The sequence below is a fragment of the Streptomyces sp. A0592 genome (assembly GCF_004795115.1).
Lineage (GTDB): Bacteria > Actinomycetota > Actinomycetes > Streptomycetales > Streptomycetaceae > Streptomyces > Streptomyces erythrochromogenes.
This window is the reverse complement of the sequence record NZ_SSBM01000035.1, coordinates 18,310-39,730: the sequence shown is the minus strand read 5'-3', so window position 1 is coordinate 39,730 and position 21,421 is coordinate 18,310. Positions and strand designations below refer to the sequence as shown.

Here is a 21,421-nt window from a genome sequence, read left to right as displayed (position 1 = left end):
GGGGCGTACGGGGGCGGGACCGCGGGACCGGATCTAGTGCTGTGGCCGGTCCGCCGGGGTGCGGAACACCGGCAGGGCCCACTGCGGGGGCTCCGGAGGCGGTGCGGTCTCCTCCCGGCTGCGCCGGGGCCGCTGCTCCGTCCGGGGGCCGTCCCGGGTGGCGACCCGCAGGGCCGCGACGAACTCCAGGCAGGAGCCGTACCGGTCCTCGGGAACCTTCGCCAGGGCCTTCGCGAAGACCTCGTCGGCGGCGGGGGCGATGTCCGGCCTCCGTTCGGTCAGCGGAGTCGGCGGGTCGTACTGGTGCGCCCACAGCAGCGCCGCGTCCTCCTCGCGCACGAAGGGCGGCCCGCCGGCGAGGGTCTCGTAGACGACGCAGGCCAGGCTGTACAGGTCGCACCTGCCGTCCACCGGCCGGCCGGAGATCTGCTCGGGAGCCATGTAGTCGAGCGTGCCGACGAACTCCCCCGCCGTGGTGAACCCGCTCAGCGACAGGGACTTCTTCGTCAGGCCGAAGTCCGTGAGGTAGATGTGCTCCGGGTGGTCCCGGTCGGGCCCCGCCGCGACCAGGATGTTTCCGGGTTTGACGTCCCGGTGCACCAGCTCGTGGTCGTGGGCGGCGTCCAGGGCGGAGGCCACCTGGGCGGCGATCCGCAGGGCCGTGGTGACGGGCAGCGGCCCCTCCCGGTCCAGCAGTCCGCGCAGGTCCAGCCCGGGGACGTACCGCATGGCGATGTAGAGGACGCCGTCGGTCTCGCCCGCCTCGAAGATCGGCACGATGTGGGGGTGCTCGATCGAGGCGGCCACCCTCGACTCGTGGGTGAAGCGGCGCCGGAAGGTGTCGTCGCGGGCCCGCTCGGGGGCGATCAGCTTGATCGCGACCGTGCGGTCCAGGCGCAGGTCCTTGGCGCAGTAGACGACGGCCATGCCACCCCGGCCGATCATGCGCTCGATCTTGTATCCGGCGATCTGCTGCCCGACCAGCCCGGAGGGCCGGCCCGTGTACTGGCTCAGGTCCGCGCCCATCAGGCGCCCCCTTCCTCAGCAGGAATTCTATCCAGTGGTCCCACCGGACGCCCGGCGGCAAACCCGCGCACGCCTCCGCTACCACAGCGCGGTCCGCGGCGGCAGGGCGAGCACCACCACCATTCGGACGGTGGCGGTGCGGTGGGGCGATGGGTGGTGCCGGTCGGGAATGGGGGCGGCCGGCGCCCATGCGCGGGGGGCGCGGATGGCGTTGAGTCGGAGGTGCCGATCGGCCGGCGCCAGTCCGAGTCCAGCCGCGCATCCCGCGCATTCGACCCTTCTAGGAGGTGAACCGGGTGAGCGTACTCAAGCCCCAGAACACGGAGGCCCGCAGGACGCAGCGCGGCCCGGGATACCCGAACTGACCCGACGGATCCGTGCGGGGGCGCTCCCCCGTGCCCCCGCCCGGATCCCGTCGTTTCCCGCCGGCCGCTGCCGGCGGCGGCCCCGCGGACGATCACAGAGGCTGACAGCTCAGATGCGCAACGGACGATGGGTCCACCGCTCCCTCTTCACGTGGAACGACACTCTGTTCTTCGACCCTCTCGACGCCTTCCACGAGCCGGACGCCGACCACTTCCTCGCCGGGTTCGACGCGGCGACGCGCGCGCGGTTCGTCCGCCGCGGCCTCCGGTGGAGCCACCGGCACGACCCGGCCCCGCCCGAGCAGGGCTGGAAGATCCACATCTCGGCGGGGCACCGGCAGGTGCGCGAGGTCGCCGCGTCGGTGGTCGGGCACCTGACGGCCCGCGGCACCGACTTCGAGATCGCCCTGGATCCCACAGTCTTCACGATGCGGGGCGGCGGCCGGCTCGCCACCGTCTACCCGCACGACGTCGAGGATTTCCGGAGCTGCCTGGCCGGCCTGGCCCCCCTCCTGGACGGGGTGGAGGGCCCGTACGTCCCGTCGGACGTGCGCTACCGGGACAGCAAGGCGCTGTACCTGCGCTACGGCCCGTTCCGCGACGCCCGTGCCGTCGACGTCCTCGGGCGCCGGCTGCCGCCCGCACCCGACTGGGCGCCCTGGCCGTTCGACGACTGGAAGCCCGCCGACGAGGACGCGGGGGACGGTCTGCTCGGCGGGCGGTTCCGGGTGACCGACACGATCCGGTCCTCCCACGACGGCAGCGTCCACACCGCCGAGGACACCGCGCACGACGACCGGAAGGTGCTGCTGAAGGAGGCCCGCCAGGACGCCGTGGACCGCCTCGGCCGCGAGTGGATGTTCCTGAACCTGCTGGCCGCCGCGGGCTCCTACCCGGCTCCCGTCGCGAAGTTCCAGCACGGCGAACACCACTACATCGCCATGGAGTTCGTCGAAGGCACCGGCCTCGGCCCGCTGCTGCTCGCACGCAGCCCGCTCGCGCGGCCGGACTTCGACGCCGAGCGGTCGCGGGAGTACCTGCGGACCTTCCTGGCCGTCTTCCGCGGGCTCGCCCGTGCGGTCCGGGCGGCGCACGACCGGGGTGTGGTCCTCGGCGGCTTCACCGCCCCGGACGTCCTCGTCGCCCCGGACACCCACGAGGTGACCATCGTCGGCCTGGAGTCGTGCCGGCTGACCGGAGGCGGGTCCGGGAGCGCTTCCGCGAGCGGCTCCGTGGGCAGCGGCGCGACCGAGGCCGGGGACCGGTACGCCCTGGCCTGCGTGATGGCGGACCTCGTCCTCCCGGTCACGGCGATGTCGTACCTGCGCGAGGACTTCCTGGACCTGTACCGGATCTTCGTCGTGGAGGGTCTGGGCTGGCCCGAGCGGGTGCACCGGCTGCTCGTGGACCTGGCCCGGGGACGGATCGGCCTCGTCGGCCTGCTCGACGTGCTGGAGGACGAGGCGGAGCCGCTCGGCCCGGTCGGGGCGACGCCCTCGCGTCCGGCCGTCGAGGAGCGGCCGGAGCCGGGCGGAGCGGTGGCGGCGGCCTCCGCGGTGGCCGCGTTCGTCGAGGCCTCCGCCGACACCGGCCGGAGCACCCTCTTCCCCGTGGACCCGTTCGCGCACGTCACGAACCCGCTCGGGCTCGGATCCGGGGCGAGCGGCGTCCTGTGGGCGCTGCACTCCTCCGGTGTGCCCGTCCGGCCCGCCTGGCGCGACTGGCTGCGCGCCGAGCTGGCGGGGATCGACCCGGCGCAGTACCCGGACGGCCTCATGAACGGCCTGGCCGGCATCGCCTGGGCGGCCGACTCGCTCGGGCTCGGGTCAGCGGCCAGGGAACTGCTCGACCGGGCCAACCGGCGCGTGGTGGAGAGGGGCGACCACACCTTCCACCACGGCCTGGCCGGGGTGGGCATGACGAACCTGCACTTCTTCCTGCGCAGCCACGACCCTCGCGACCTCGCTGCGGCGCAGCACTGCGCCCGTGCGCTGTCCGACACCGCGCAGCGCGACGAGGGCCAGGCGTACTGGCTGACCGGGTCCGGCGCGCGGGGGCCGCTGACCGGCCTGGGCTCCGGGCAGGCGGGCGTCGCGATGTTCCTGCTGCGGATGCACCAGATCTCGGGCGAGGAGCACCACCTGGCCCTCGGACGGGAGGCGCTCGCCTGGGAGACGGCCCGCGCCGCGGCGGGCGGCGAGGAGGGGGGCACGGGTCCGTCCGTCGAGTCGGGCTCGGCGGGCGTGGCGAAGGTGCTGCTGCGCTACGGGGACCTCGCCGCGGCCCGCCACGTCCTGCGGGGCCTGGCCCTCCGGTACTCGGCGCGGCCGGGATACGCGACCGGAATGTGCGGGATCGCCGACGCGCTGCTGGACGCGGCGCAGTTCACCGGAGACCCCGCCTACCGCGACACGGCGCTGCGGCAGCTCGACTTCGTCCGGCGGGTCTTCCTCTTCGCACCCGCCGAACGCTTCGGTCTGGCGGGTGCGGACGGGCGGCCCCTGCTGGCGGTGCCCGGTGAGGGCCTGCTGCGCTGTTCCACCGATTACCTGACCGGTTCGGCGGGTGTGCTGCGGGTGCTCCACCGCGCCGGCTCCGGCGGCCCGGCCGACTTCCTGCTGGACGAGGTGGGGCCGCCCTGACCGGCTGGACGGCCGCCGCGTGTCCGGACGAGGTCGAGGGAGGCGGTGGCGAAGGCGCGGCGGTTCGGGTGGCCGGTCTTGTGGAGGACGTTCGCCACGTGCTTCTCGACGGTCCGCAGGGAGATGTGCAGCCGGCCGGCGATGTCCTTGTTGCTGATCCGTTCCGCGACCAGCCGGGCCACCTCGAACTCCCGGACGGTGATGCCGGACCTGCGCAGGTCCGGCGGCACCTGCTCGGTGCCCGTGCGCCGTTGCCGGACGGACGCGCCCATACCGCGCAGCAGGGCCCGGCCGGCGGCGGCGACCGGGTGGAGGCCGGCGCCGTGGAAGTACTCCTCGGCCTCCCGCAGCCACTCGACCGGCGCGCCCCAGCCGTCCTCGTACGCCCGGCGGGCCACCAGCCGCATGCCCAGGCGGCGGGCCAGGGGGTACGGGCCGCCCGCTGCCAGCGCCTCGGCGGCGACGGCCGTCGCCTGCTCGCGGTGCCCCTCGCCGCCGAGGAGCACGGCGTGGGCGAGGCCCGCGAACTGGCGGTTCCAGCGGGTGCCGGCGGCGCCGGCCTCCGCGATGCCGGGGCAGTGCCCGCGGCCCATGCGTCCGGCCAGTACGCCGAGCAGGACGGCGATGCCGTGCCGGCCGAAGTCCGCGGTGGACGGGTTCTCGGTGTCGTGGGCCAGTGCCTGCGCGAACTCCGCCTCGGCGGCGTCGTGCCGCTCCTCCAGCAGCGAGCAGAAGGCCCGGGCCGACCCGTACGCCATGGCGCGCAGGCCGGGTGCGGCGTCCAGGAGCGGCTCCAGCCTTTCCAGCGCCCCGCTCATCTCGGCGCGGCGTCCCTGGTGGGCGTACCGTACGGCGTCGGCGAGCCGGAGCAGGGCGAGGGACCGGCCCAGTCCGAGCGTGGACGCCTCGGCAGCGCCCTCGATGATCCCGTCGCGGGCCTCGTCGAAGGCGCACCGGCGGATCCGCTCGATGGCGAGGGCGAAGCCCGCCTCGTGCGCCGACGGCAGCAGGCCCCTGCGGTGGGCGTCCTGCCGGGCCTGCTCCAGGCGGGTCGGGTGCTCGTCGTGGCCCGCCGCGGTGACGGCCAGCTGCACCTCTGCGGCCGCGCGCGGAACGGGGAGCCGGTGGGCGAGGGCGATCGCGCGGGCCCGCTCGAAGTGGGCCGTCGCCGCGGGCTCGTCCTCGGACCGGGCGAGTTGGCCGAGCAGCAGGAGGGCTCCGCACGCCACTTCCGGCCGGTCGTCGGCGAGGGCGGCGTCCAGCGCCCGGCGGGCGAGCCGGGCGGCGGTGTGCAGCCGGTCGGGGGCGAGCCTGCCCAGCTCGGCGTGGGCGGCGGCGAGGTCCACGAGGGCGGTGGGGCCGTCCGCGGGGTGGCCGGGGAGCAGCGTGCGGGCGGTGTCGAGGTGGCGCAGGGCTTCGGCGGGACGCCCGGTGAGGGTGGCGACGGCGCCGAGCCGGGCGTGGATCCCGGCCCGTCGCGCGGCGGGGAGGCCGTGGTCGAGGGCGGGCGGGTCGGGCAACCGGTCGAGGCGGGCCGACCGGGCGGCGGTGTCCAGCAGCAGTTCGAGCACCGTGGCGTGCAGTTCGGGCGCGGTGCCGGGTTCGAGGAGGGCGTGGGCCCGGGTGAGCAGTTCCGGGGCGCGGTCCAGGGGCCGGTCCGGGGCGGCCTCGTCCATCGCCCGCTGCGCCGCTTCGCAGTACAGGCGGACGGCTTCGTGTGCTTGGCCCGCGTGCTCGTGCAGCCGGGCGGCGTGCGCGCGCCAGTTTCCGGGCAGTCCCGGGTGGAGGTGGGCGAGTGCGCGCGCGGCGCGCCGCGCGTGCCGTGCGCGCTCGCCCGGCCCGAGGTCGTCGAGGAGCGCCTCGCCCACCAGCGGGTGGCGGAAGGCGTACCACTGGGTTCCGGGCCCGTCCGGCGTGATGAGGCAGGAGGCGAGGGCGGCGCGCAGGACCTCGGACAGGGCCGTGTGGTCGACGCCGATCGCGCGCTCCAGCACCGGCAGGGGGAAACGCCGGCCGAACAGGGCTGCCGTGCCCAGGAACCGCGCGCCCAGGGGCCCGAGCGCTTCGGTGCGGCGCCTGACGTCGTCGGCGACGGTGGAGGGGACGGAGGGGGTCCGACCGCCGCGGTGGGCGGGGCGGGCGGCGTGGTCGTGGACGAGTTCCTTGACGACGAAGGGGATTCCGGCGCTGCCGGTCACCGCGCGGTGGAGGAGGTCGGGGCAGACCTCCGCCGGTGCGACGTCCAGCTCGGCCGCGACGAGGAGGCGCACGTCGGGGTGGGTCAGGGGGTTCAGGTCGAGGATCTCCGCCGCTTCCCGCTGGTGGGCGCGCAGGGCCAGCTCGGTGGCGGCGCGGGGGGTGCGGCCCGCGACGAGCAGGAGGACGGCGGGCTGTTGCCCGATGTTGTCGAGGAGGTACTCGGCGACGGCCAGGGTGCCGGCGTCGGCGTCGTGCAGGTCGTCGAGGACGAGCAGGCAGCCCCGTTGCCGGCCCACGGCGCCGAGCAGGCGGAGCACGGTCTCGGCGACCGCGATGTGCGGGGCGGCCCGCCCGCCGGGTTCCGGGGTGTCGCTCAGGAGGCGTGCCATGACGGGTCCGTAGACGCCCAGTTCGCCGGGGTCGGGCAGCCGGCCGGCGCGGGCGAGCAGGAGCAGCGCCTCGACGAGCGGCCGGTAGGGGACGGGCGGGCCGACGGTGCTGGCCCGCCCGCGTACGGCGACCATGTCCGCCGAGGCGGCCGCGTCGAGGGCCGCGGTGGCGAGCCGGGTCTTGCCGATGCCGGGCTCGCCGGTGACGAAGAGGGCTCCGCCCCGCCCGGACCGGGCGGCGGCGAGCGCGGCCGTGATCCGCTCCGTCTCGGCCGTGCGTCCGATCATGCGGGCGCGCCCGCGGTACGGGCCGCGCACGTGGCCCGTGGCGGTGGCGGTGCGTTCTTCGGTCGGCCGTGCGGGCCGTGTCGGCCGGAGTGCGGTCACCGGCTCCTCCCCTTCCCGGCGGGCCGTCCGGGACACCGCCGGGTCGACGGTACGGGGGTTCGGGTGCCCCCTGTAGCCGTCCGTTTGGGGGGCTTGCGCCGGGCTCAGCCCCCGTCGAGGCTGTCCTCCCGTACCCGCAGGGCGAGGTCGAGTTTGGTGTAGGTGGGGCGGCCGGCCTGCTGGTACTTGGCCTTGACGCGGTCCAGGTAGTCCTTGGCCGTGTGGACGGTGATGCCCGCGCGCCGGGCGGCGGACTTGAGGGTCATGCCGGACGCGTAGTCGAGCAGGATCTGCCGTTCCCGGGGGGAGAGCCGGGGGCGGGCGGGGCTGTCGTCGTAGGCGCAGGCGAAGGCGAGTTCCGTGGAGAGGGCGCCCCGGCCCTCCGCGAGGTCCTTGACGGCGGCGACCAGTGTCGGCAGGTCGTGGTCCTTGGTCAGGTATCCGTCGGCGCCGGCCCGGATCGCCTCGATGATCCGGGAGCGGTCGGGCACGGTGCTGATCATGAGGACGCGGCTCCCGGTGCGCAGCACCCGGCGGATGTTGTCGGCGGGGTCCGAGCCGTCCCGCAGGACGAGGTCGAGGAGGACGACGTCGGCCGGGGGCGGGGCCGTGCCTTCGGGGCCGTCGGCGGCGCGGGAACGGCAGGGGTCCGCGAGGAGTTCGCCGACGGTGGCGGCGGTCGCGACGAGGCGCAGGTCCGGTACGTCGCCGAGCCAGGCCCGCAGTCCGTCGCGGAGCATCCGGTCGTCGTCGACCACCGCCACCGTGATCACCCGGGCCATCTGAGCTCCACGCGCACTCCCTCGCCGGGGGCGGTGTCCACGGTGGCGCGGCCGCCCGCCTCGGTCATCCGGCCGTGGACCGAGCCGCGCAGGCCGAGGCCGGGCTCGCACCGGGCCGGGTCGAATCCGGGGCCCCGGTCGACCACGGTGACGACGGCTGCGCCGCTTCCGTCCGGGTCGGCGGTGGCGGTGAGGTAGGCGTGGCCCGTGCCGGCGTGCCTGCGGACGTTGTTGAGGGCTTCCCGGGCGGCGTGGCCCAGGGCGGCGGCGACCTCGGGCGGTACCTGCGGCAGGGCGTGGTACTGGGCGGTGACCCGCAGTCCGAGGCTCTCCACGGATCCGACGGCCTCCTCCAGGGCCTCGCCGATCTCCCGGTGGGGGACCTCGTCGGCGGTCTGCTGGATCAGGCGGCGCAGATAGGCGGCCTCGCGGGCGCACCGCCCGCGTACCTCGGGGGCGTTGGCGTCGACGGTGCCGGCCGCCAGGGTGGTCAGGGTGGCGAGGACGGTGTCGTGGAGGGCGCGGTGGTGTTCGAGGCGTTCGGCGTAGCGCGCCTTGTGCGCTTCGGCGGCCAGCGCGCGGGCGTTGGCCTCGTCGAGGAGGCGGCCCTGGCGGAGCAGGTACCAGCGGAAGGCGTAGGTCATCAGGGCGGACGACACGATCGAGTTGAGGTGGCCGACGACGACGGCGGGGGTCGCGCCGACGGCCTGGTAGCCGATGAAGTGGGTCACGACGAGGAGCGCCACGACGGTGAGGGCGTGGAGGCGGTCGAGGGCGATGGCAGCGGCGGCGCTCGCCGATCCTCCGAGCAGCATCGCCCAGGCGATGGTGGGGGGTTCGCGCACGCCTCCCCAGGCGCACAGGGCCAGGGGCAGGACGCATCCGGTCACGATGACGTCGGCCCAGATGTGCCGCCGGTCGAACCGGCCGCGGCGCAGGGCCGTGCCGTAGGTCAGCACGCTGAGGCCCAGGGCCGCGGCGAGGCCCAGGTGCTGCAGGGGCAGGTGCCACGGGCGGTGGGCGACGGCCATGACGGCGACCGTGAGGTGGCTGCCCCGGTACAGCAGGGTGGCCACGATCAGGAAGGACTGGGCCCGGTGCGTCCCCGACCCCACGGCGGTCGTTCCGCGCAGTGCCCGTATGCGGTGTAACGGTAAGGACTGCAACGCCGGGACCACTCCTCCCCAAGTCGTGGGCAGCGCGGGGTCCCAGGGGGTGTGCCGGAGGGGACGGATGTGCCGCGAAGCCCGCAATTGCCAGTGACACCAGGCATTTTGCCCCAGCAGGTGCACGCCAGAAAGGTGCGTCCCGGACGGTCGGCAGCCGCCGAGGCCGATTTCAGGTGGCCTGCAACGCGTACCGTCCGGGCGCACGCGCGCCCCGCCGTACGTGTCTGTGCAGCTCCCGCACGGGACGGGCGGGCGGTGGGGAGAGCCGTACTCCGGTTCGGGGGACAGCCGTAGTGAGCGAGCACCTCCGCCGCGCCTAGCGTCCACGTGTATGACCCACACGCACATGACACCTGGACAACACGGCGGTAGGGGCGCGCCCTTGGGACCGGGGCGGCGGCCCGGGCGCGGCCGGTGGTACGCGGTCGCGCCGGCCCTGGCCGCGACCGTGGTGGCCGCCTGCGCCCCGGCGGCGTACGCGGCGGCGCCGCCCGGTCCGGCCGCGTACGCCGCCGCGCAGGGGGCCGGCGACGGACTCGACCGCTACCACCGCCAGCGCCTCGACTGGGGCAGCTGCGTGAAGGGCCCGGACGACACGGCGGGCCGCGACCTGGACCGGGCGGGCGTGAGCTGCGCCGACGTGAGCGTCCCACTGGACTACGCGGACCCCCGCGGCCGCACGATCACCGTCGCGGTCTCCCGGCTCAAGGCCACCGACACCCGCCGGCGCATCGGCGCCGTCCTCCTCAACAACGGCGGCCCCGGCGGCACCGCCGTCGAGTCCCCGCCGCACGTCCGCAAGGCGATGAAGGAGGTCGGCGCGCGCTACGACATCGTCGGCTTCGACCCGCGCTTCGTCGGCCGCAGCACCCCGCTGGACTGCGGCTGGCCGGTCGGCACGGCGTGGTTCTCGGCAGGCTCCGGCCGGGCCGGCTTCGACCGCCAGGTCGCCCTCCAGAAGGACCTGGCCGACAAGTGCCGGGCCGCCGGCGCCTCGGTGCTGCCGCACATCAGCACCCGCAACACAGCCCGCGACATGGACGTCATCCGCGGCGCCCTCGGCGAACGGAAGATCTCCTACCTGGGCTACTCCTACGGCACCTACCTGGGCACGGTCTACACGCAGATGTTCCCCGGCCGCTACGACCGGGTCGTCCTCGACGGGGCCGTGGCCCCCGGCGACTACAAGGCCCGGCTGATGCAGGGCGCCGAGCCCGAGAACGAACGGGCGCTCTCGGACTGGGCCGCCTGGGCCGCCGGCCGCCACGAGGCCCACGGGCTGGGCCGCACCCGCGCCGAGGTCCTCGCCACCGTCGAGGGGATCGTCGCGGCGTCGGCGCGGGGACCGCTGGCCGTCGGCGCCGCCCCCGACGTCTTCCGGCTCGACGACACCCAGGTACCCCTGATCCTCTTCATGGGGATCGCGGACGACACCGACACGGCGCGGACCGCCCTCGCCGAGCAGGTGTCGGCGCTGGCGAAGGCGGCGCAGGGCAGGCCCGCGCCGCTGTCGCCGGACTTCGCCCGACTGCTGCGGTACGCCCTGACCGGTGAGCAGGCGGCGACGGGCGGCGTGCAGGCGGCGATCATCTGCGGGGACGTCGGCGCCCCGCGCGATCCCGAGGTCTATTGGCGCGACGTCGAGCGCAGCCGGGCCGCGCACCCGCTGTTCGGGCCGCTCACCAACAACATCAACCCGTGCGCCTTCTGGGACCGGCCGCGCGAGGAGCTCACCCGGGTCCGCCGGGACGCCGCCGTGCTGATCGTCGCGGCCACCGGGGATCCCCGCACCACGTACCGCAGCAGCGTCGGGCTCCACGAGCTGCTGCCGAGCTCGAAGCTGATCACCCTGCGGAACGCCAACCGGCACGGGCTCTACGGCGAGTACGGCAATGACTGCGTGGACGAGGGGGTCAACGCCTACCTGGCCACCGGAAGGCTGCCGGAGGCGGACCGGACCTGCGGCGCCGCTCCTTCTTCCGCCAGCTCCGATTGACATTCTTGCACTCCAAGTGCAAGCGTAAAGCTGCACGGTGAGTGCAACATGTTTATCGGATCATGGAGGGCCCGGATGTTCCTGACGATGGGGCGCTGGTGCGCCCGTCGGCCGAAACGGGTGATCGGAGCCTGGCTGCTGCTGCTCCTCGTGCTCGGCGGCGCCGTCATGGCGTACGGACGCGTGACCAGCGAGGCGGTGACCATCCCGGGCAGTGACAGCCAGGCCGCCCTCGACACGGCGGCGACGGCCTTCCCCGGCCCCGCGTCCGGCAACCAGCCGCTCGTGCTGCACACCGGACCCGACGGCCCGGCCCTGACCGGCGGGAGCGCCCGGGACGCAGTCGAGCGCAGCGCCCGGGCGATCGCCGAGGTGCCCCACGTCGTGAGCGTCACCTCGCCGTACGAACCGGCCGGCGCCGCCGCGATGAGCAGGGACGGACACACGGCCTACCTCTCCGTCGGCCTCGACGTCACCGGCCGCGACATCACCCCCGAACTGTCGGAGCAGATCACCGACGCGGCCGGACCGGCCGAAGCGGCCGGTGTCGAGGTCACCCCGGGCGGCGACCTGGCGGCCGCCGTGGACCGGCCGGACACCGGACACAGCGAGCTGATCGGACTCGCGGCCGCCGCCGTGATCCTCTTCATCGGCTTCCGGAAGGCGGCCGCGGCCGGGCTCCCCCTGGTCATCGGCGTCACCGGACTGATCGCGTCGCTGGCCGCCATCGGCCTGGCCGGACACCTCATGGACATGCCGTCCTCCGGCACCACCATCGCCGCGATGATCGGCCTCGGCGTGGGCATCGACTACACGCTGTTCTGCCTCACCCGGTTCCGGGAGTTCCGCGGCCGGGGTGTGGCGGCCGCCGAGGCCGCCGCCCTGGCCACGGCCACCGCCGGGAAGGCCTCCGCCTTCGCCGGATGCGCCGTGATCGCCGCGCTGGCCGGGCTCGCGCTGGGCGGGCTGCCGCTGCTGCGCGCCCTGGCGCTGGCGCCCGCGGTCGCGGTGCTCGTCGCCGTGGCCGCGACCCTGACCCTGCTGCCCGCCCTGCTGAGCCTGCTGGCCCGGTTCCTCGGCGCCGCCCGGGAGGAGGGCGCCCCCGCGCAGGACGGGCCGGACGCGCCCGCCCCCGCGGGCCGCGGCTGGCAGCGGATCGCCGAGCGCGTCACGGCCCGCCCCTGGCGCCACCTGCTCGCCGGCCTCGCCCTGCTCCTGCTGCTCGCCACACCCGCCACCCAGCTGTCGTTCGGCCAGCTCGACGCCGGCGACAAGCCCGCCGGCTCCGCCAGCCGCACCGCCTACGAGCAGCTCTCGGACGCGTTCGGGCCCGGCGTCAACGGCCCGCTCCAGGTGACCGACACCCTGGCGACGCCCGCCGCCGGCCCGCAGGACGCCCGCGTCGCCAAGGTCTCCACCGCGCTGGCCGGCACACCCGGCGTGGCCTCGGTGAGCCCGGCCCAGCTCACCCCGGACGGCCGCACCGTCCGCTGGCAGGTCACGCCCGCCACGGCCCCCGGTGACCCCGCGACCGCCCGACTGGTCGACACCCTGCGCGCGGACACGCTGCCGGCGGCCACCGCCGGTTCCGCGGGAAGCGCCCACGTCGGCGGAGCCGCGGCCGCGGTCACCGATCTCAACGACCGCCTCGCGGACCGGCTGCCCGCCGTGATCGGGACCGTGGTGCTCGTGGCCGCACTGCTGCTCCTGGCCGCCTTCCGCTCCCCGCTCCTCGCGCTGAAGGCCGCCGTGCTGAACCTGCTGTCGGTGGCCGCCGCGTACGGGGTGCTCACCGCGGTGTTCCAGTGGGGCTGGGGCGCGCAGCTCATCGGGCTGGAAGGGCCGGTGCCCGTGCCCGGCTACGTACCGCTGCTGATGTTCGCCGTCCTGTTCGGGCTCTCCATGGACTACGAGGTATTCCTCCTGACCTCGGTGCGCGAGAAGTGGCTGGCGAGCGGGAACAGCCGGCAGGCGGTCGTCGCGGGCCTCGCCTCCACCGGCAGGATCATCACCTCCGCCGCACTGATCATGGTGAGCGTCTTCCTCGCGTACCTGCTCTCGGACGACCCCGTGGTGAAGATGTTCGGCACGGGGCTCGCCGCGGCCGTCGCCCTCGACGTCACCGTCGTGCGCGGCCTGCTGGTGCCCACCACCATGGCGCTGCTCGGGGACCGCGGCTGGTGGCTCCCCCGGCGCCTCGACCGGATCCTGCCCGAACTCGACATCGAGGGCAGCTCCCACACCCTGCCGGCCGACGGACCCGAGGGCCTCACCGCGCCCGAAGCCGGCCAGGCCGACACCACCAGCCCCCTTCCCACCCGGTGAGGTTCCCCATGCAGCCCCGCACCACCCCCCGCCCCGGCGACACCGCGGGCCGCCGTCCGGCCGGGCCCGCCGCCCGCCCGGCCCGCCCACGGCGCCGCCGCGCCCTGATCGCGGCCGGCACGGCTGCCGTACTGCTGCTCGCGGTGCCCGTCACCGACTCGGTCGCCCGCGGCCTGGCCGAGGAGCGGCTCGCGGACCGGATCAGCCAGCGGCAGACGAACCTCGCGGGGCGCCCGGACGTCTCCATCGAGGGTCTGCCGTTCCTCCTCCAGGCCGCCCGCGAGACCTACCCCGAGGTACGGGTGCGGGCCGACGCGAAGACCGACCGCGGCAGCCCGGTCAAGGCCGACGTCACCTTCGACAACGTCTCCCGCGAGGGCGACGGCTACCGGGCGGACTCGGCGTCGGCCCGCTTCACCGCCCCCTACTCCTCACTGGGAGCGGGACCGGACGGCGACACTCTGGTCTCCGACGCCGGCAACGGCCAACTGCTCATCCGGCGCAGCGTGCTGGGCGCGCCCGTGGTGCTGACGGCGGGGGTCGAACTCCACGACGGGGTCGTGTCACTGCGCCCGACGGCCGCCTCCGTGGCCGGCCGGGCCATGGATCCCAACAGTCCGCTCATCGCGCAGGCGCTCGCCCGGCAGACCCGGAACCTGCCCGAACTGCCGCTCGGACTGCGGCCGTCGGGGGTGTCGGTGGGCGCGGACGGCGTGACGGTGACCGCGCGGGCCGAGGACGTCACCCCGGCCTGAGCCGGAGCCCTCCGGCCCGGCGGTCAGCCGCCCGGGTGGTCGCCCGCCGCCAGCAGGTTCAGCACGGTGGCCTCCATCGCCGCGCGCGCCTGCTGCGGGCTCTTGCCACCGGAGCGCCAGTGGTTCCATGCGCCCCACGTGGTGACGGCGTCCAGACCGTCGAGGAGTTCGGCCGCCCGGCTCTCGTCCAGGCGGCCGAGCTCCTCCGCGAAGATCTCGGAGACACGGCGCCGGGCGTCCGCGAACGCCTCGTCCGTGACCTGCTGGATGCGCGGCGAGGGATGGTCGATCCGCATCAGCGTCAGCCGCGCCGGGGTGATCCACTCCAGGATCCGCGCCCGCTGTTCGGCGAGCGCCGCCACCCGGACCCGGCGGGGCCCGGTATCGGGCAACGGCCTGATCTGCTCGGCCAGTTGCTCCAGACGCCGGGTGATGGCGAGGTCCACCAGTTCGGACATGTCGGCGAAGTGGTGGAAGACCAACCGGCGGGAGACTCCCGCGCGTTCGGCGACCCGGTCGGCCGGGAACTCCACCACGCCCTCGTCGAGCAGGTCGAGCAGGGCGTCCACGATCTTGTCCCGGGTGCGGCGTCCGCGCTCGGTCCGTCCGTCCACCCGTACCGGCGCCGGGCCGGGCACCCGGTCGTCCGCCTCCGCCACCGCTGCTCCCTCCGCCGTACGCCTCACCGCCATTTTCGCACCCCCGGCACGGCTCACGCGTACCCCGCCCCGGCCGGGTCGGTGGCGGGGGCCGCGGCGGCGAAGCGGTGGCGCATCCGGTGCAGGCCGCGCCGGGTGTGGCTCTTGACCGTGCCGAGCGGCATGCCGGTGCGCTCGGCGATCTGGGTCTGGGTGAGATCCCCGTAGAAGGCCATGGCCAGCACCTCCCGCTGCGGGCGGGGAAGTCGCGCCAGCTCGCCGGTGACGATCAGCCGGTCCAGGACGGCTTCGGGGCCCTGCACGGGCTCGTCCGGCGGGGGCAGTGCGGCGCCGGCCGCGGTGACCAGGTCGAGGCGCCGGGTGCGCTCCGTGAGTGCGTCGGCGATCTTCCGCCGGGTGATGCCGACGAGCCAGCCCGGGAAGGCGCCGCGCTCCGGCCGGTAGCCGGCCCGGCCGCGCCACGCGGCCAGGAAGACCTGCTGGCTGACGTCCTCGGCCTCCCGGGGATCCCCGAGGGTGCGGGCCGCCAGGGCGTGGACGAGGCCGCCCCAGCGTCGGTACGCGGCGGTCAGGCACTGCTCGTCGCCGCGCACGAAGCCCTCGGCGACCTCGTGGTCGAGGAGGCGGTCCCCGGTCTCGGGGGACGGCTGGGCGGTGGCGCTCAGGGCGGTCATGGCGGCTGCTCCTCGGGCCGGGACCCGAACCGGCCGGTCGGCGGACGGGTGCCCCGCCCCGTGGTGTGCCGGGGCGGGAGCCCCTCCAGATTCCGGCCCGTGCGCGCCTCGGCACCACTCGCATCGTTTGTGCGTCGCATCATGGATGCATGACGCAGACCGCACACGGCCTGACCACGGGGGCGGTGGCCCGCCGGCTGGGGGTCGCCCCCACGACCCTGCGCACCTGGGACCGGCGCTACGGCATCGGCCCGGCCGCCCGCGAGGACGGCCGGCACCGGCGGTGGACCGCCGGGGACATCGCCGTCCTGCACGAGATGTGCCGGCTGACCTCGTCGGGGATCCCGCCCGCGGAGGCCGCGCGGGCCGCCCTCGCCGGCCCGGCATCCGCTGCGGCCGCTCCCGCGGCTCCCCCTGCGCCGGCCGCTCCCGCCGCGCCGTTCGCTGCGCCCGCCGCCCCGGAGCCCCTCCCCCGGCCGGCCCGCCGGCCCGGTTCGGGCAACGGCCTGCCGCTGGGCGCCGTACGGCAGGAGTGCCGCGGGCTGGGGCGGGCCGCGGTACGCCTCGACGCCTGGGCCGTGGACGAGCTGCTGGGCTCGGTGATCGCCCAGTACGGCCTGGTCACCGCCTGGGAGGAGGTGATGGCGCCGACCCTGCACGCCGTGGGCCGCAAGTGGGAGACCTCGGGCGACCGGTACGTCGAGGTCGAACACCTGCTGTCCTGGCACGTGTCGAGCGCCCTGCGCCGCGCCGCCGGGCCCCCGGCCTCCGGGGCGAGGACGGGCGTGCCCCCGGTCCTGCTCGCCTGTGTTCCGGGCGAGCAGCACACCCTCGCGCTGGAGGCGCTGGCCGCGGGGCTGGCCGGGCTCGGACTGCCCGCGCTCATGTTCGGGGCGGCCGTGCCGCCGGAGGCCCTCGACCAGGCCGTACGCCGGACCGGACCGGCCGCGGTCGTGCTGTGGTCCCAGGCCCGGTCCACCGCGAACCCCCCACTGGCCCGGCACATCGCCGAGGTCGCATGGGGCGTCAAGGGCGCCCGCGCCCGGCCGGCCGTGCTGCCGGCGGGCCCGGGCTGGGCGGGTCAGCCCCTCGCCCCGGGCACGCTGCGGCCCCGCGGGCTGCGGGAGGCCCTGACCCTGCTGCGGGGGCTCTGCGACACGGCGGCGGGTTCGGGTGCGGATACGGGACGGCCCGCCGCCGTGGATCATTCCTGACCGCGGGCCCTGCGGAAGCGGGCCAGTCCCTCGGGGAGTGCGATCAGCGGATCGGGATAGCCGTCGAACCGGGTGCGTTCGGAGCCGGCCAGCTTCCACGGCTCGTGGATCTCCGGGCCCCGCAGTGCGGCGAGTTCGGGCACCCACCGGCGTACGTAGGCGCCCTCCGGGTCGTACCGCTTGGCCTGGATCACCGGGTTGAGGACCCGGTTGGGGCGGCTGTCGGTGCCGGTACCTGCCATCCACTGCCAGTTGAGCTGGTTGTTGGCGACGTCCCCGTCGACCAGCAGGTCGAGGAAGTGGGCTGCTCCGGCGCGCCAGTCGATGTACAGCGTCTTGGTCAGGAACGAGGCGGTGAGCAGTCGGCCGCGCCCGGGCATCCATCCCTCGTGGGCGAGTTGGCGCATGGCCGCGTCGACGACGGGATAGCCGGTGCGGCCCTCCCGCCATGCCGTCAGGTCCGCCTCGGCCTCCCGGCCGCGGCGCCAGTGGTCGGACCGGGTGCGGTAGTCGGCGTCGGCGACCGCGGGGCGGGCGGCGAGGAGCTGGTGGTGGAAGTCCCGCCAGCAGAGCTGCCGTACGAAGGCCTCGGCGCCTGCTCCGCCCCGGGCGCGGGCGCGGTGCACGGCCTCGGCCGCCGAGAGCGCGCCGAAGTGGAAGTAGGGGGAGAGCCGTGAGGTGGTGTCGGCGGCGAGGTCGTCGTGTCCTTCCTCGTAGGCGTCGGCGTGCCGGTCGAGCCAGTACGCGAGCCGCTTGCGCCCTTCCTCCTCGCCGCCGGTGGCCAGGCCCGCCGAGACGGTTCCGGCGGCCGGCCGTGCGGGGAGGCCCTCGGACCGGATGCCGGGCGGGACCCGGACCACGCGCGGGGCCCCGAGGGGCTGGCGCAGCCGCTCGCCGGACCAGCGTCTGAAGTACGGGGTGAACACGGCGAAGTGGTCGGAGCCGCTCGGTGTCACGGCGCCGGCCGGCAGGGCGGTGACGACCCCGTCGTGGACGTACAGGCGCCGGCCGTCGGCCTCCAGGGCCCGGCGCAGCCGCTGCTCGCGCCGCAGGGCGAAGCCGCTGCACCCGGCGGCCATGTGCACCTCGTCGGCGTCGGCCTCCCGTACGACGGCGCACACTTCGGCGACGGGGTCGCCCGAGCGGACGACGAGCCGGCCGCCCCGCCGGCGCAGCCCCTGGTCGAGGTCGGCGAGGCAGTCCGCGAGGAAGGCGAGTCGGTTCGGCGCCGCGAAACCGGCGTGGTCCACCGCCGGGTCGCGCACGAAGAGCGGAACGGTCTCGTTGCGCGGCCCCAGCGCGGCGCGCAGCGGCGGGTGGTCGTGGACCCGCAGGTCCGAGGTGAACAGGACGACCGACACGTTCATGCTTGCGCTCCTGGGGCGGGGCCGCCGGCCGCGGTGGCGGACCCGGTCGGCTGCGGCGGCGGGGGCGACCCCTCCGCCGCCGCCTCTGCCGTGCGTGCGATGTTGCGGGCCATGCCGCCGAAGACGAGGGCGTGGAAGGGCGAGACGCTCCACCAGTAGGCGTGGCCGGCCAGGCCGCGCGGGTGGAAGAGCGCCCGCTGCCGGTAGAGGGTGCGCCCCTCGTCGTCGTGTTCGGCGTACATCTCCAGCCAGGCGAGGCCGGGGAGCCGCATCTCGGCGCGGAGTCTGAGCAGCCGCCCCCGTTCGATCTCCTCGACCCGCCAGAAGTCGAGGGAGTCGCCGATCCGCAGGCGCGTGGCGTCGCGCCGGCCGCGGCGCAGTCCGACGCCGCCGACGAGGCGGTCGAGCCAGCCGCGGACGGCCCAGGCGAGCGGGAAGGAGTACCAGCCGTTCTCCCCGCCGATGCCCTCCACGACGCGCCACAGCGCCTGGGGCGGGGCGTCGACGGTGCGCTCGCGGACGTCGGAGTAGAGGCTGCCGCCGGCCCAGTCGGGGTCGGTGGGCAGCGGGTCGCTGGGCGCGCCGGGCAGCGAGGCGGAGGACCAGCGGGTGACGACCTGGGCGTCGCGGACCTTCTGGAGGGCGAGCGAGAGCGCCGTGTCGAAGGAGATGGGGGTGCCGGGCGGATCGGGCACCCAGTCGGCGATGTCGTGCTCGTCGCAGACGACCTCGTACTTGAGGGATTCCGCGAGCGGCCGGGCGATGGACCGGGGCACGGGGGTGACCAGGCCGACCCAGTGGCTGGACAGGCGCGGGGTGAGGACCGGGACGGGGAAGATCAGGCGTTTGGGCAGTCCGTCGACGACGGCGTAGCGGCGCATCATGTCGAGGTACGTGAGGACTTCGGGGCCGCCGATGTCGAAGGCCCGGCTGACGTGGTCGGGCATCCCCGCACTGCCGACCAGGTAGCGCAGCACGTCGCGGACGGCGATGGGCTGGATGCGGGTGCGCACCCAGCTCGGGGTGACCATCACGGGCAGCCGCTCGGTGAGGTAGCGGAGCATCTCGAAGGACGCCGAGCCGGATCCGATGATGACGGCGGCGCGGAGCACGGTGGTGGGGACGCCGGAGTCGAGGAGGATGCGCCCGACCTCGGCGCGGGAGCGCAGGTGGGGCGAGAGGGCGTGGCCGGGGACCCCGCTCGGGGTGAGTCCGCCCAGGTAGACGATGCGGCGCACGCCGGCGGCGCGGGCCTGCTCGGCGAAGGTGCGCGCGGCCCGGCGGTCGGTCTCCTCGAAGTCGCGCCCGGTGCCCAGGGCGTGCACGAGGTAGTAGGCGACGTCGACGCCCTCCATGGCGGGGGCGAGCGACGCGGCATCGGTGACGTCGCCGCGGACGATCTCCGCCTGGCCGGCCCAGGGGTGGTCGCGCAGTTTCGCGGGGGTGCGGGCGAGGCACCGGACGCGGTGTCCGGCCTTGATCAGCTCGGGGACGAGCCGGCCGCCGATGTAGCCGGTGGCGCCGGTGACCAGGCACAGCGAGCCGGGGGGGTGGGCCGGGGGCCCTTGTGTGTCGGTCATGGAGGTGCTCCGTTCGGCCGTCGACCGGGGTGGTTCCCTGATCTCTTCCTCGGTCGCGGGCGGGACGGATGCAGGACGTCCGCCGGATGGCCCCCTCGCCGTCCGGGCGACGCGGCCGGGACACCCCCGGCCTATACGGGGGAACGGAACCGGTTGCGGTACTCGGTCGGGGTCGTGTCCAGGGTGCGGCGGAAGGCCCGGATGAGGGTGTCCGTCGTGTTGAAGCCGCAGGCGGAGGCGATCCGGTCGAGGGTGGCGTCGGTGGATTCGAGCTGGTTGCGGGCCACCTCGACGCGCGCCGATTCGATGTAGGCGGCCGGGGTCGTGCCCAGTTCCGTCTTGAAGATCCGGGTGAGCTGTCGTTCGCTGACGTGGGCGTACGCGGCGAGGTCGGCGACGGAGAGCCGGCCCGCGAGGTTGCGGGTGACGTGGTGGCGGAGGTCCTCGGTGCGCCGGGTCGTGGACAGGGGTGCGAGGGGGACGCTGAACTGGCTCTGCCCGCTCGGCCTCTTCAGGTACATCACGAGCTGGCGGGCGACGCGCAGGGCGACGGCCTCGCCGAAGTCGTCGGCGACGAGGGCGAGGGACAGGTCGAGGCAGGCGCTGATGCCCGCGCCGGTCCATACGTCGCGGTCGCGGATGAAGATCGGGTCGGCGTCGACCTCGACGGCCGGGTGGTCGGCGGCGAGCTGCTGCGCGGTGGACCAGTGGGTGGTGGCGCGCCGGCCGTCGAGCAGCCCGGCCTCGGCGAGGATGTGGGCGCCGACGCAGACGGACGCGACGCGCCGGGTCCGGTCGGCGAGGTCCTTGACCCGGCCGACGACGGCGGGGTCGGCGACGGCGCGGGCGCGGCCCGCGTCGTCGATCTCGACCGAGCCGGGGACCAGTAGGGTGTCGACGCTCCGGCCGGCCAGCTCGGCGAAGGTGGTGTCGGGCAGGATGCGGACCCCGGCGGAGGTGGTGACCGGGTCCGCGGTCTCGGCGGCCAGGAGGACCTCGTAGCCGGCGGCGTCGCCGACCTCGCGGCGCAGGAGGGCGAAGACCTCCGGCGGGCCGGTGACGTCCAGCAGGTCCACGCCCTCGAAGAGGACGACCACGACGAGCCGGCCGGCGCTGTTCACGGGGGTCTCCGTTCGGTGGGCCGGGGCTCCGGTACCGCCCGCGGTATGTCTGTTTCTGCAAGTTGGATGACATTGCAGACATTACCCGGGGGCTCATAGCGTTCTGGGTACGGCCACCTCCTCGGAGTGGCCGCCCCACCTTTCGACTGGACGCCCCAGGAGGCTTCTCCCATGCCCACGACCACCCTGCGTGAGCTCAACGGCCTCGACCGGACGCCGGCCCCACTGGCCGAGGCGACGCTGATCCTGGTCGACTACCAGAACACCTACACGCGCGGCGTGCTGGAGCTGACGGGCTGGGAGCCGGCCCTCGATGCCGCCGCCGACCTGTTGGCACGGGCCCGCGCCGCCGGTACGAAAGTGGTCCACGTGATCCACGACGACGGCGAGGGAACCCTGTACGACGTGCGGCAGGACATCGGGCGGATCCACCCCCGGGTCGCCCCCGCCGAGGGTGAGGCCGTCGTCGTCAAGACGGCCGCGCCGGACGCCTTCGTCGGCACGGACCTGGGTGAGCACCTCGACGCCGCCGGCCACGAGAACGTGATCGTCGCCGGGTTCATGACCCACATGTGCGTGACGTTCACGGCGCAGGGCGCGTTCCTGCGCGGCAACCGGCCGACCGTGGTCGCCGACGCCTGCGCCACCAGGCCGCTGGGCTCGGTGGGCGGCGAGCTGCCCGCCGAGCAGATCCACCGTGCCGCGCTCGCGACCGTCGCCGACCTCTACGGGGTTGTCGTGCCCACCGCCGCGGACCTGGGCTGAGGGCAG

At 75.3% G+C, this 21,421-nt stretch carries 15 protein-coding genes; 6 read left to right on the top strand and 9 right to left on the bottom strand.

What is annotated here, in order from left to right:
* Positions 1-33 precede the first annotated feature (33 nt).
* Positions 34-1,026 (bottom strand): serine/threonine-protein kinase, encoded by a 993-nt coding sequence (locus E6U81_RS32345; protein WP_136233582.1) that lies wholly within the window; start codon positions 1,024-1,026, stop codon positions 34-36.
* A 478-nt stretch (positions 1,027-1,504) separates the two neighbouring features.
* On the opposite strand from E6U81_RS32345, the gene E6U81_RS32340 reads away from it, so the two are divergent.
* Positions 1,505-4,033, top strand: coding sequence for a protein kinase/lanthionine synthetase C family protein (locus tag E6U81_RS32340; RefSeq protein ID WP_136233581.1), 2,529 nt, complete (start codon positions 1,505-1,507; stop codon positions 4,031-4,033).
* Here E6U81_RS32340 and E6U81_RS32335 read toward each other — a convergent pair.
* From E6U81_RS32335 to E6U81_RS32325, 3 genes are all read right to left on the bottom strand, one after another.
* A complete protein-coding gene (locus E6U81_RS32335; RefSeq protein ID WP_136233580.1) occupies positions 3,937-7,008 on the bottom strand; it encodes an AAA family ATPase in 3,072 nt (1,023 codons plus the stop codon). The two genes, E6U81_RS32340 and E6U81_RS32335, sit on opposite strands and share 97 nt — an antisense overlap.
* A 104-nt stretch (positions 7,009-7,112) precedes the next feature.
* Complete coding sequence (locus tag E6U81_RS32330) at positions 7,113-7,790, bottom strand: response regulator transcription factor (RefSeq protein WP_136233579.1); 678 nt, start codon at positions 7,788-7,790, stop codon at positions 7,113-7,115.
* Positions 7,778-8,905, bottom strand: a complete 1,128-nt coding sequence (locus E6U81_RS32325) for an ATP-binding protein (protein WP_136233578.1) — start codon at positions 8,903-8,905, stop codon at positions 7,778-7,780. Before E6U81_RS32325 ends, E6U81_RS32330 begins: the two co-directional genes overlap by 13 nt.
* 502 nt (positions 8,906-9,407) lie before the next feature.
* Between E6U81_RS32325 and E6U81_RS32320 the strand changes: the two genes are divergently transcribed.
* The 3 genes from E6U81_RS32320 (at position 9,408) to E6U81_RS32310 (ending at position 14,035) form a co-directional block, all read left to right on the top strand.
* The gene (locus tag E6U81_RS32320) at positions 9,408-10,955 is read left to right on the top strand and encodes an alpha/beta hydrolase (protein ID WP_240804142.1); all 1,548 of its coding nucleotides are present in this window, start codon (positions 9,408-9,410) and stop codon (positions 10,953-10,955) included.
* Between the two features lie 75 nt (positions 10,956-11,030).
* The gene (locus E6U81_RS32315; RefSeq protein WP_136233577.1) at positions 11,031-13,280 is read left to right on the top strand and encodes an MMPL family transporter; all 2,250 of its coding nucleotides are present in this window, start codon (positions 11,031-11,033) and stop codon (positions 13,278-13,280) included.
* A gap of 8 nt (positions 13,281-13,288) precedes the next feature.
* Positions 13,289-14,035, top strand: coding sequence for a DUF2993 domain-containing protein (locus tag E6U81_RS32310; RefSeq protein ID WP_136233576.1), 747 nt, complete (start codon positions 13,289-13,291; stop codon positions 14,033-14,035).
* Between the two features lie 23 nt (positions 14,036-14,058).
* On the opposite strand, the gene E6U81_RS32305 is transcribed toward E6U81_RS32310, so the two are convergent.
* A complete protein-coding gene (locus E6U81_RS32305; protein ID WP_240804140.1) occupies positions 14,059-14,694 on the bottom strand; it encodes a TetR/AcrR family transcriptional regulator in 636 nt (211 codons plus the stop codon).
* Between the two features lie 53 nt (positions 14,695-14,747).
* A complete protein-coding gene (locus E6U81_RS32300) occupies positions 14,748-15,368 on the bottom strand; it encodes a sigma-70 family RNA polymerase sigma factor (RefSeq protein WP_136233574.1) in 621 nt (206 codons plus the stop codon).
* A 149-nt stretch (positions 15,369-15,517) separates the two neighbouring features.
* Between E6U81_RS32300 and E6U81_RS32295 the strand changes: the two genes are divergently transcribed.
* On the top strand, positions 15,518-16,582 hold the full coding sequence (locus E6U81_RS32295) for a MerR family transcriptional regulator (RefSeq protein WP_136233573.1): 1,065 nt from the start codon (positions 15,518-15,520) through the stop codon (positions 16,580-16,582).
* On the opposite strand, the gene E6U81_RS32290 is transcribed toward E6U81_RS32295, so the two are convergent.
* From E6U81_RS32290 to E6U81_RS32280, 3 genes are all read right to left on the bottom strand, one after another.
* Positions 16,573-17,949, bottom strand: coding sequence for a deoxyribodipyrimidine photo-lyase (locus E6U81_RS32290; RefSeq protein WP_136233572.1), 1,377 nt, complete (start codon positions 17,947-17,949; stop codon positions 16,573-16,575). The genes E6U81_RS32295 and E6U81_RS32290 overlap by 10 nt on opposite strands.
* Positions 17,946-19,529 carry an SDR family oxidoreductase gene (locus E6U81_RS32285; protein WP_136233571.1) on the bottom strand — a complete coding sequence of 528 codons (1,584 nt, stop codon included), beginning with the start codon at positions 19,527-19,529 and terminating at the stop codon, positions 17,946-17,948. Before E6U81_RS32285 ends, E6U81_RS32290 begins: the two co-directional genes overlap by 4 nt.
* 131 nt (positions 19,530-19,660) lie before the next feature.
* Complete coding sequence (locus E6U81_RS32280) at positions 19,661-20,650, bottom strand: DJ-1/PfpI family protein (protein ID WP_136233570.1); 990 nt, start codon at positions 20,648-20,650, stop codon at positions 19,661-19,663.
* A 171-nt stretch (positions 20,651-20,821) separates the two neighbouring features.
* Here E6U81_RS32280 and E6U81_RS32275 point away from each other — a divergent pair, with 171 nt between their 5' ends.
* Entirely contained in the window at positions 20,822-21,415 is a 594-nt protein-coding gene (locus tag E6U81_RS32275) for an isochorismatase family protein (protein WP_136233569.1), read from the top strand.
* Positions 21,416-21,421: the final 6 nt, after the last annotated feature.

What these genes read in the sequence shown, in the direction of transcription:
- E6U81_RS32345 (WP_136233582.1), bottom strand. Translation starts at nt 1,026, where the DNA reads ATGGGCGCGGACCTGAGCCAGTACACGGGCCGGCCCTCCGGGCTGGTC.
- E6U81_RS32340 (WP_136233581.1), top strand. Translation starts at nt 1,505, where the DNA reads ATGCGCAACGGACGATGGGTCCACCGCTCCCTCTTCACGTGGAACGAC.
- E6U81_RS32330 (WP_136233579.1), bottom strand. Translation starts at nt 7,790, where the DNA reads ATGGCCCGGGTGATCACGGTGGCGGTGGTCGACGACGACCGGATGCTC.
- E6U81_RS32315 (WP_136233577.1), top strand. Translation starts at nt 11,031, where the DNA reads ATGTTCCTGACGATGGGGCGCTGGTGCGCCCGTCGGCCGAAACGGGTG.
- E6U81_RS32310 (WP_136233576.1), top strand. Translation starts at nt 13,289, where the DNA reads ATGCAGCCCCGCACCACCCCCCGCCCCGGCGACACCGCGGGCCGCCGT.
- E6U81_RS32300 (WP_136233574.1), bottom strand. Translation starts at nt 15,368, where the DNA reads ATGACCGCCCTGAGCGCCACCGCCCAGCCGTCCCCCGAGACCGGGGAC.
- E6U81_RS32295 (WP_136233573.1), top strand. Translation starts at nt 15,518, where the DNA reads ATGACGCAGACCGCACACGGCCTGACCACGGGGGCGGTGGCCCGCCGG.
- E6U81_RS32290 (WP_136233572.1), bottom strand. Translation starts at nt 17,949, where the DNA reads ATGAACGTGTCGGTCGTCCTGTTCACCTCGGACCTGCGGGTCCACGAC.
- E6U81_RS32285 (WP_136233571.1), bottom strand. Translation starts at nt 19,529, where the DNA reads ATGACCGACACACAAGGGCCCCCGGCCCACCCCCCCGGCTCGCTGTGC.
- E6U81_RS32275 (WP_136233569.1), top strand. Translation starts at nt 20,822, where the DNA reads ATGCCCACGACCACCCTGCGTGAGCTCAACGGCCTCGACCGGACGCCG.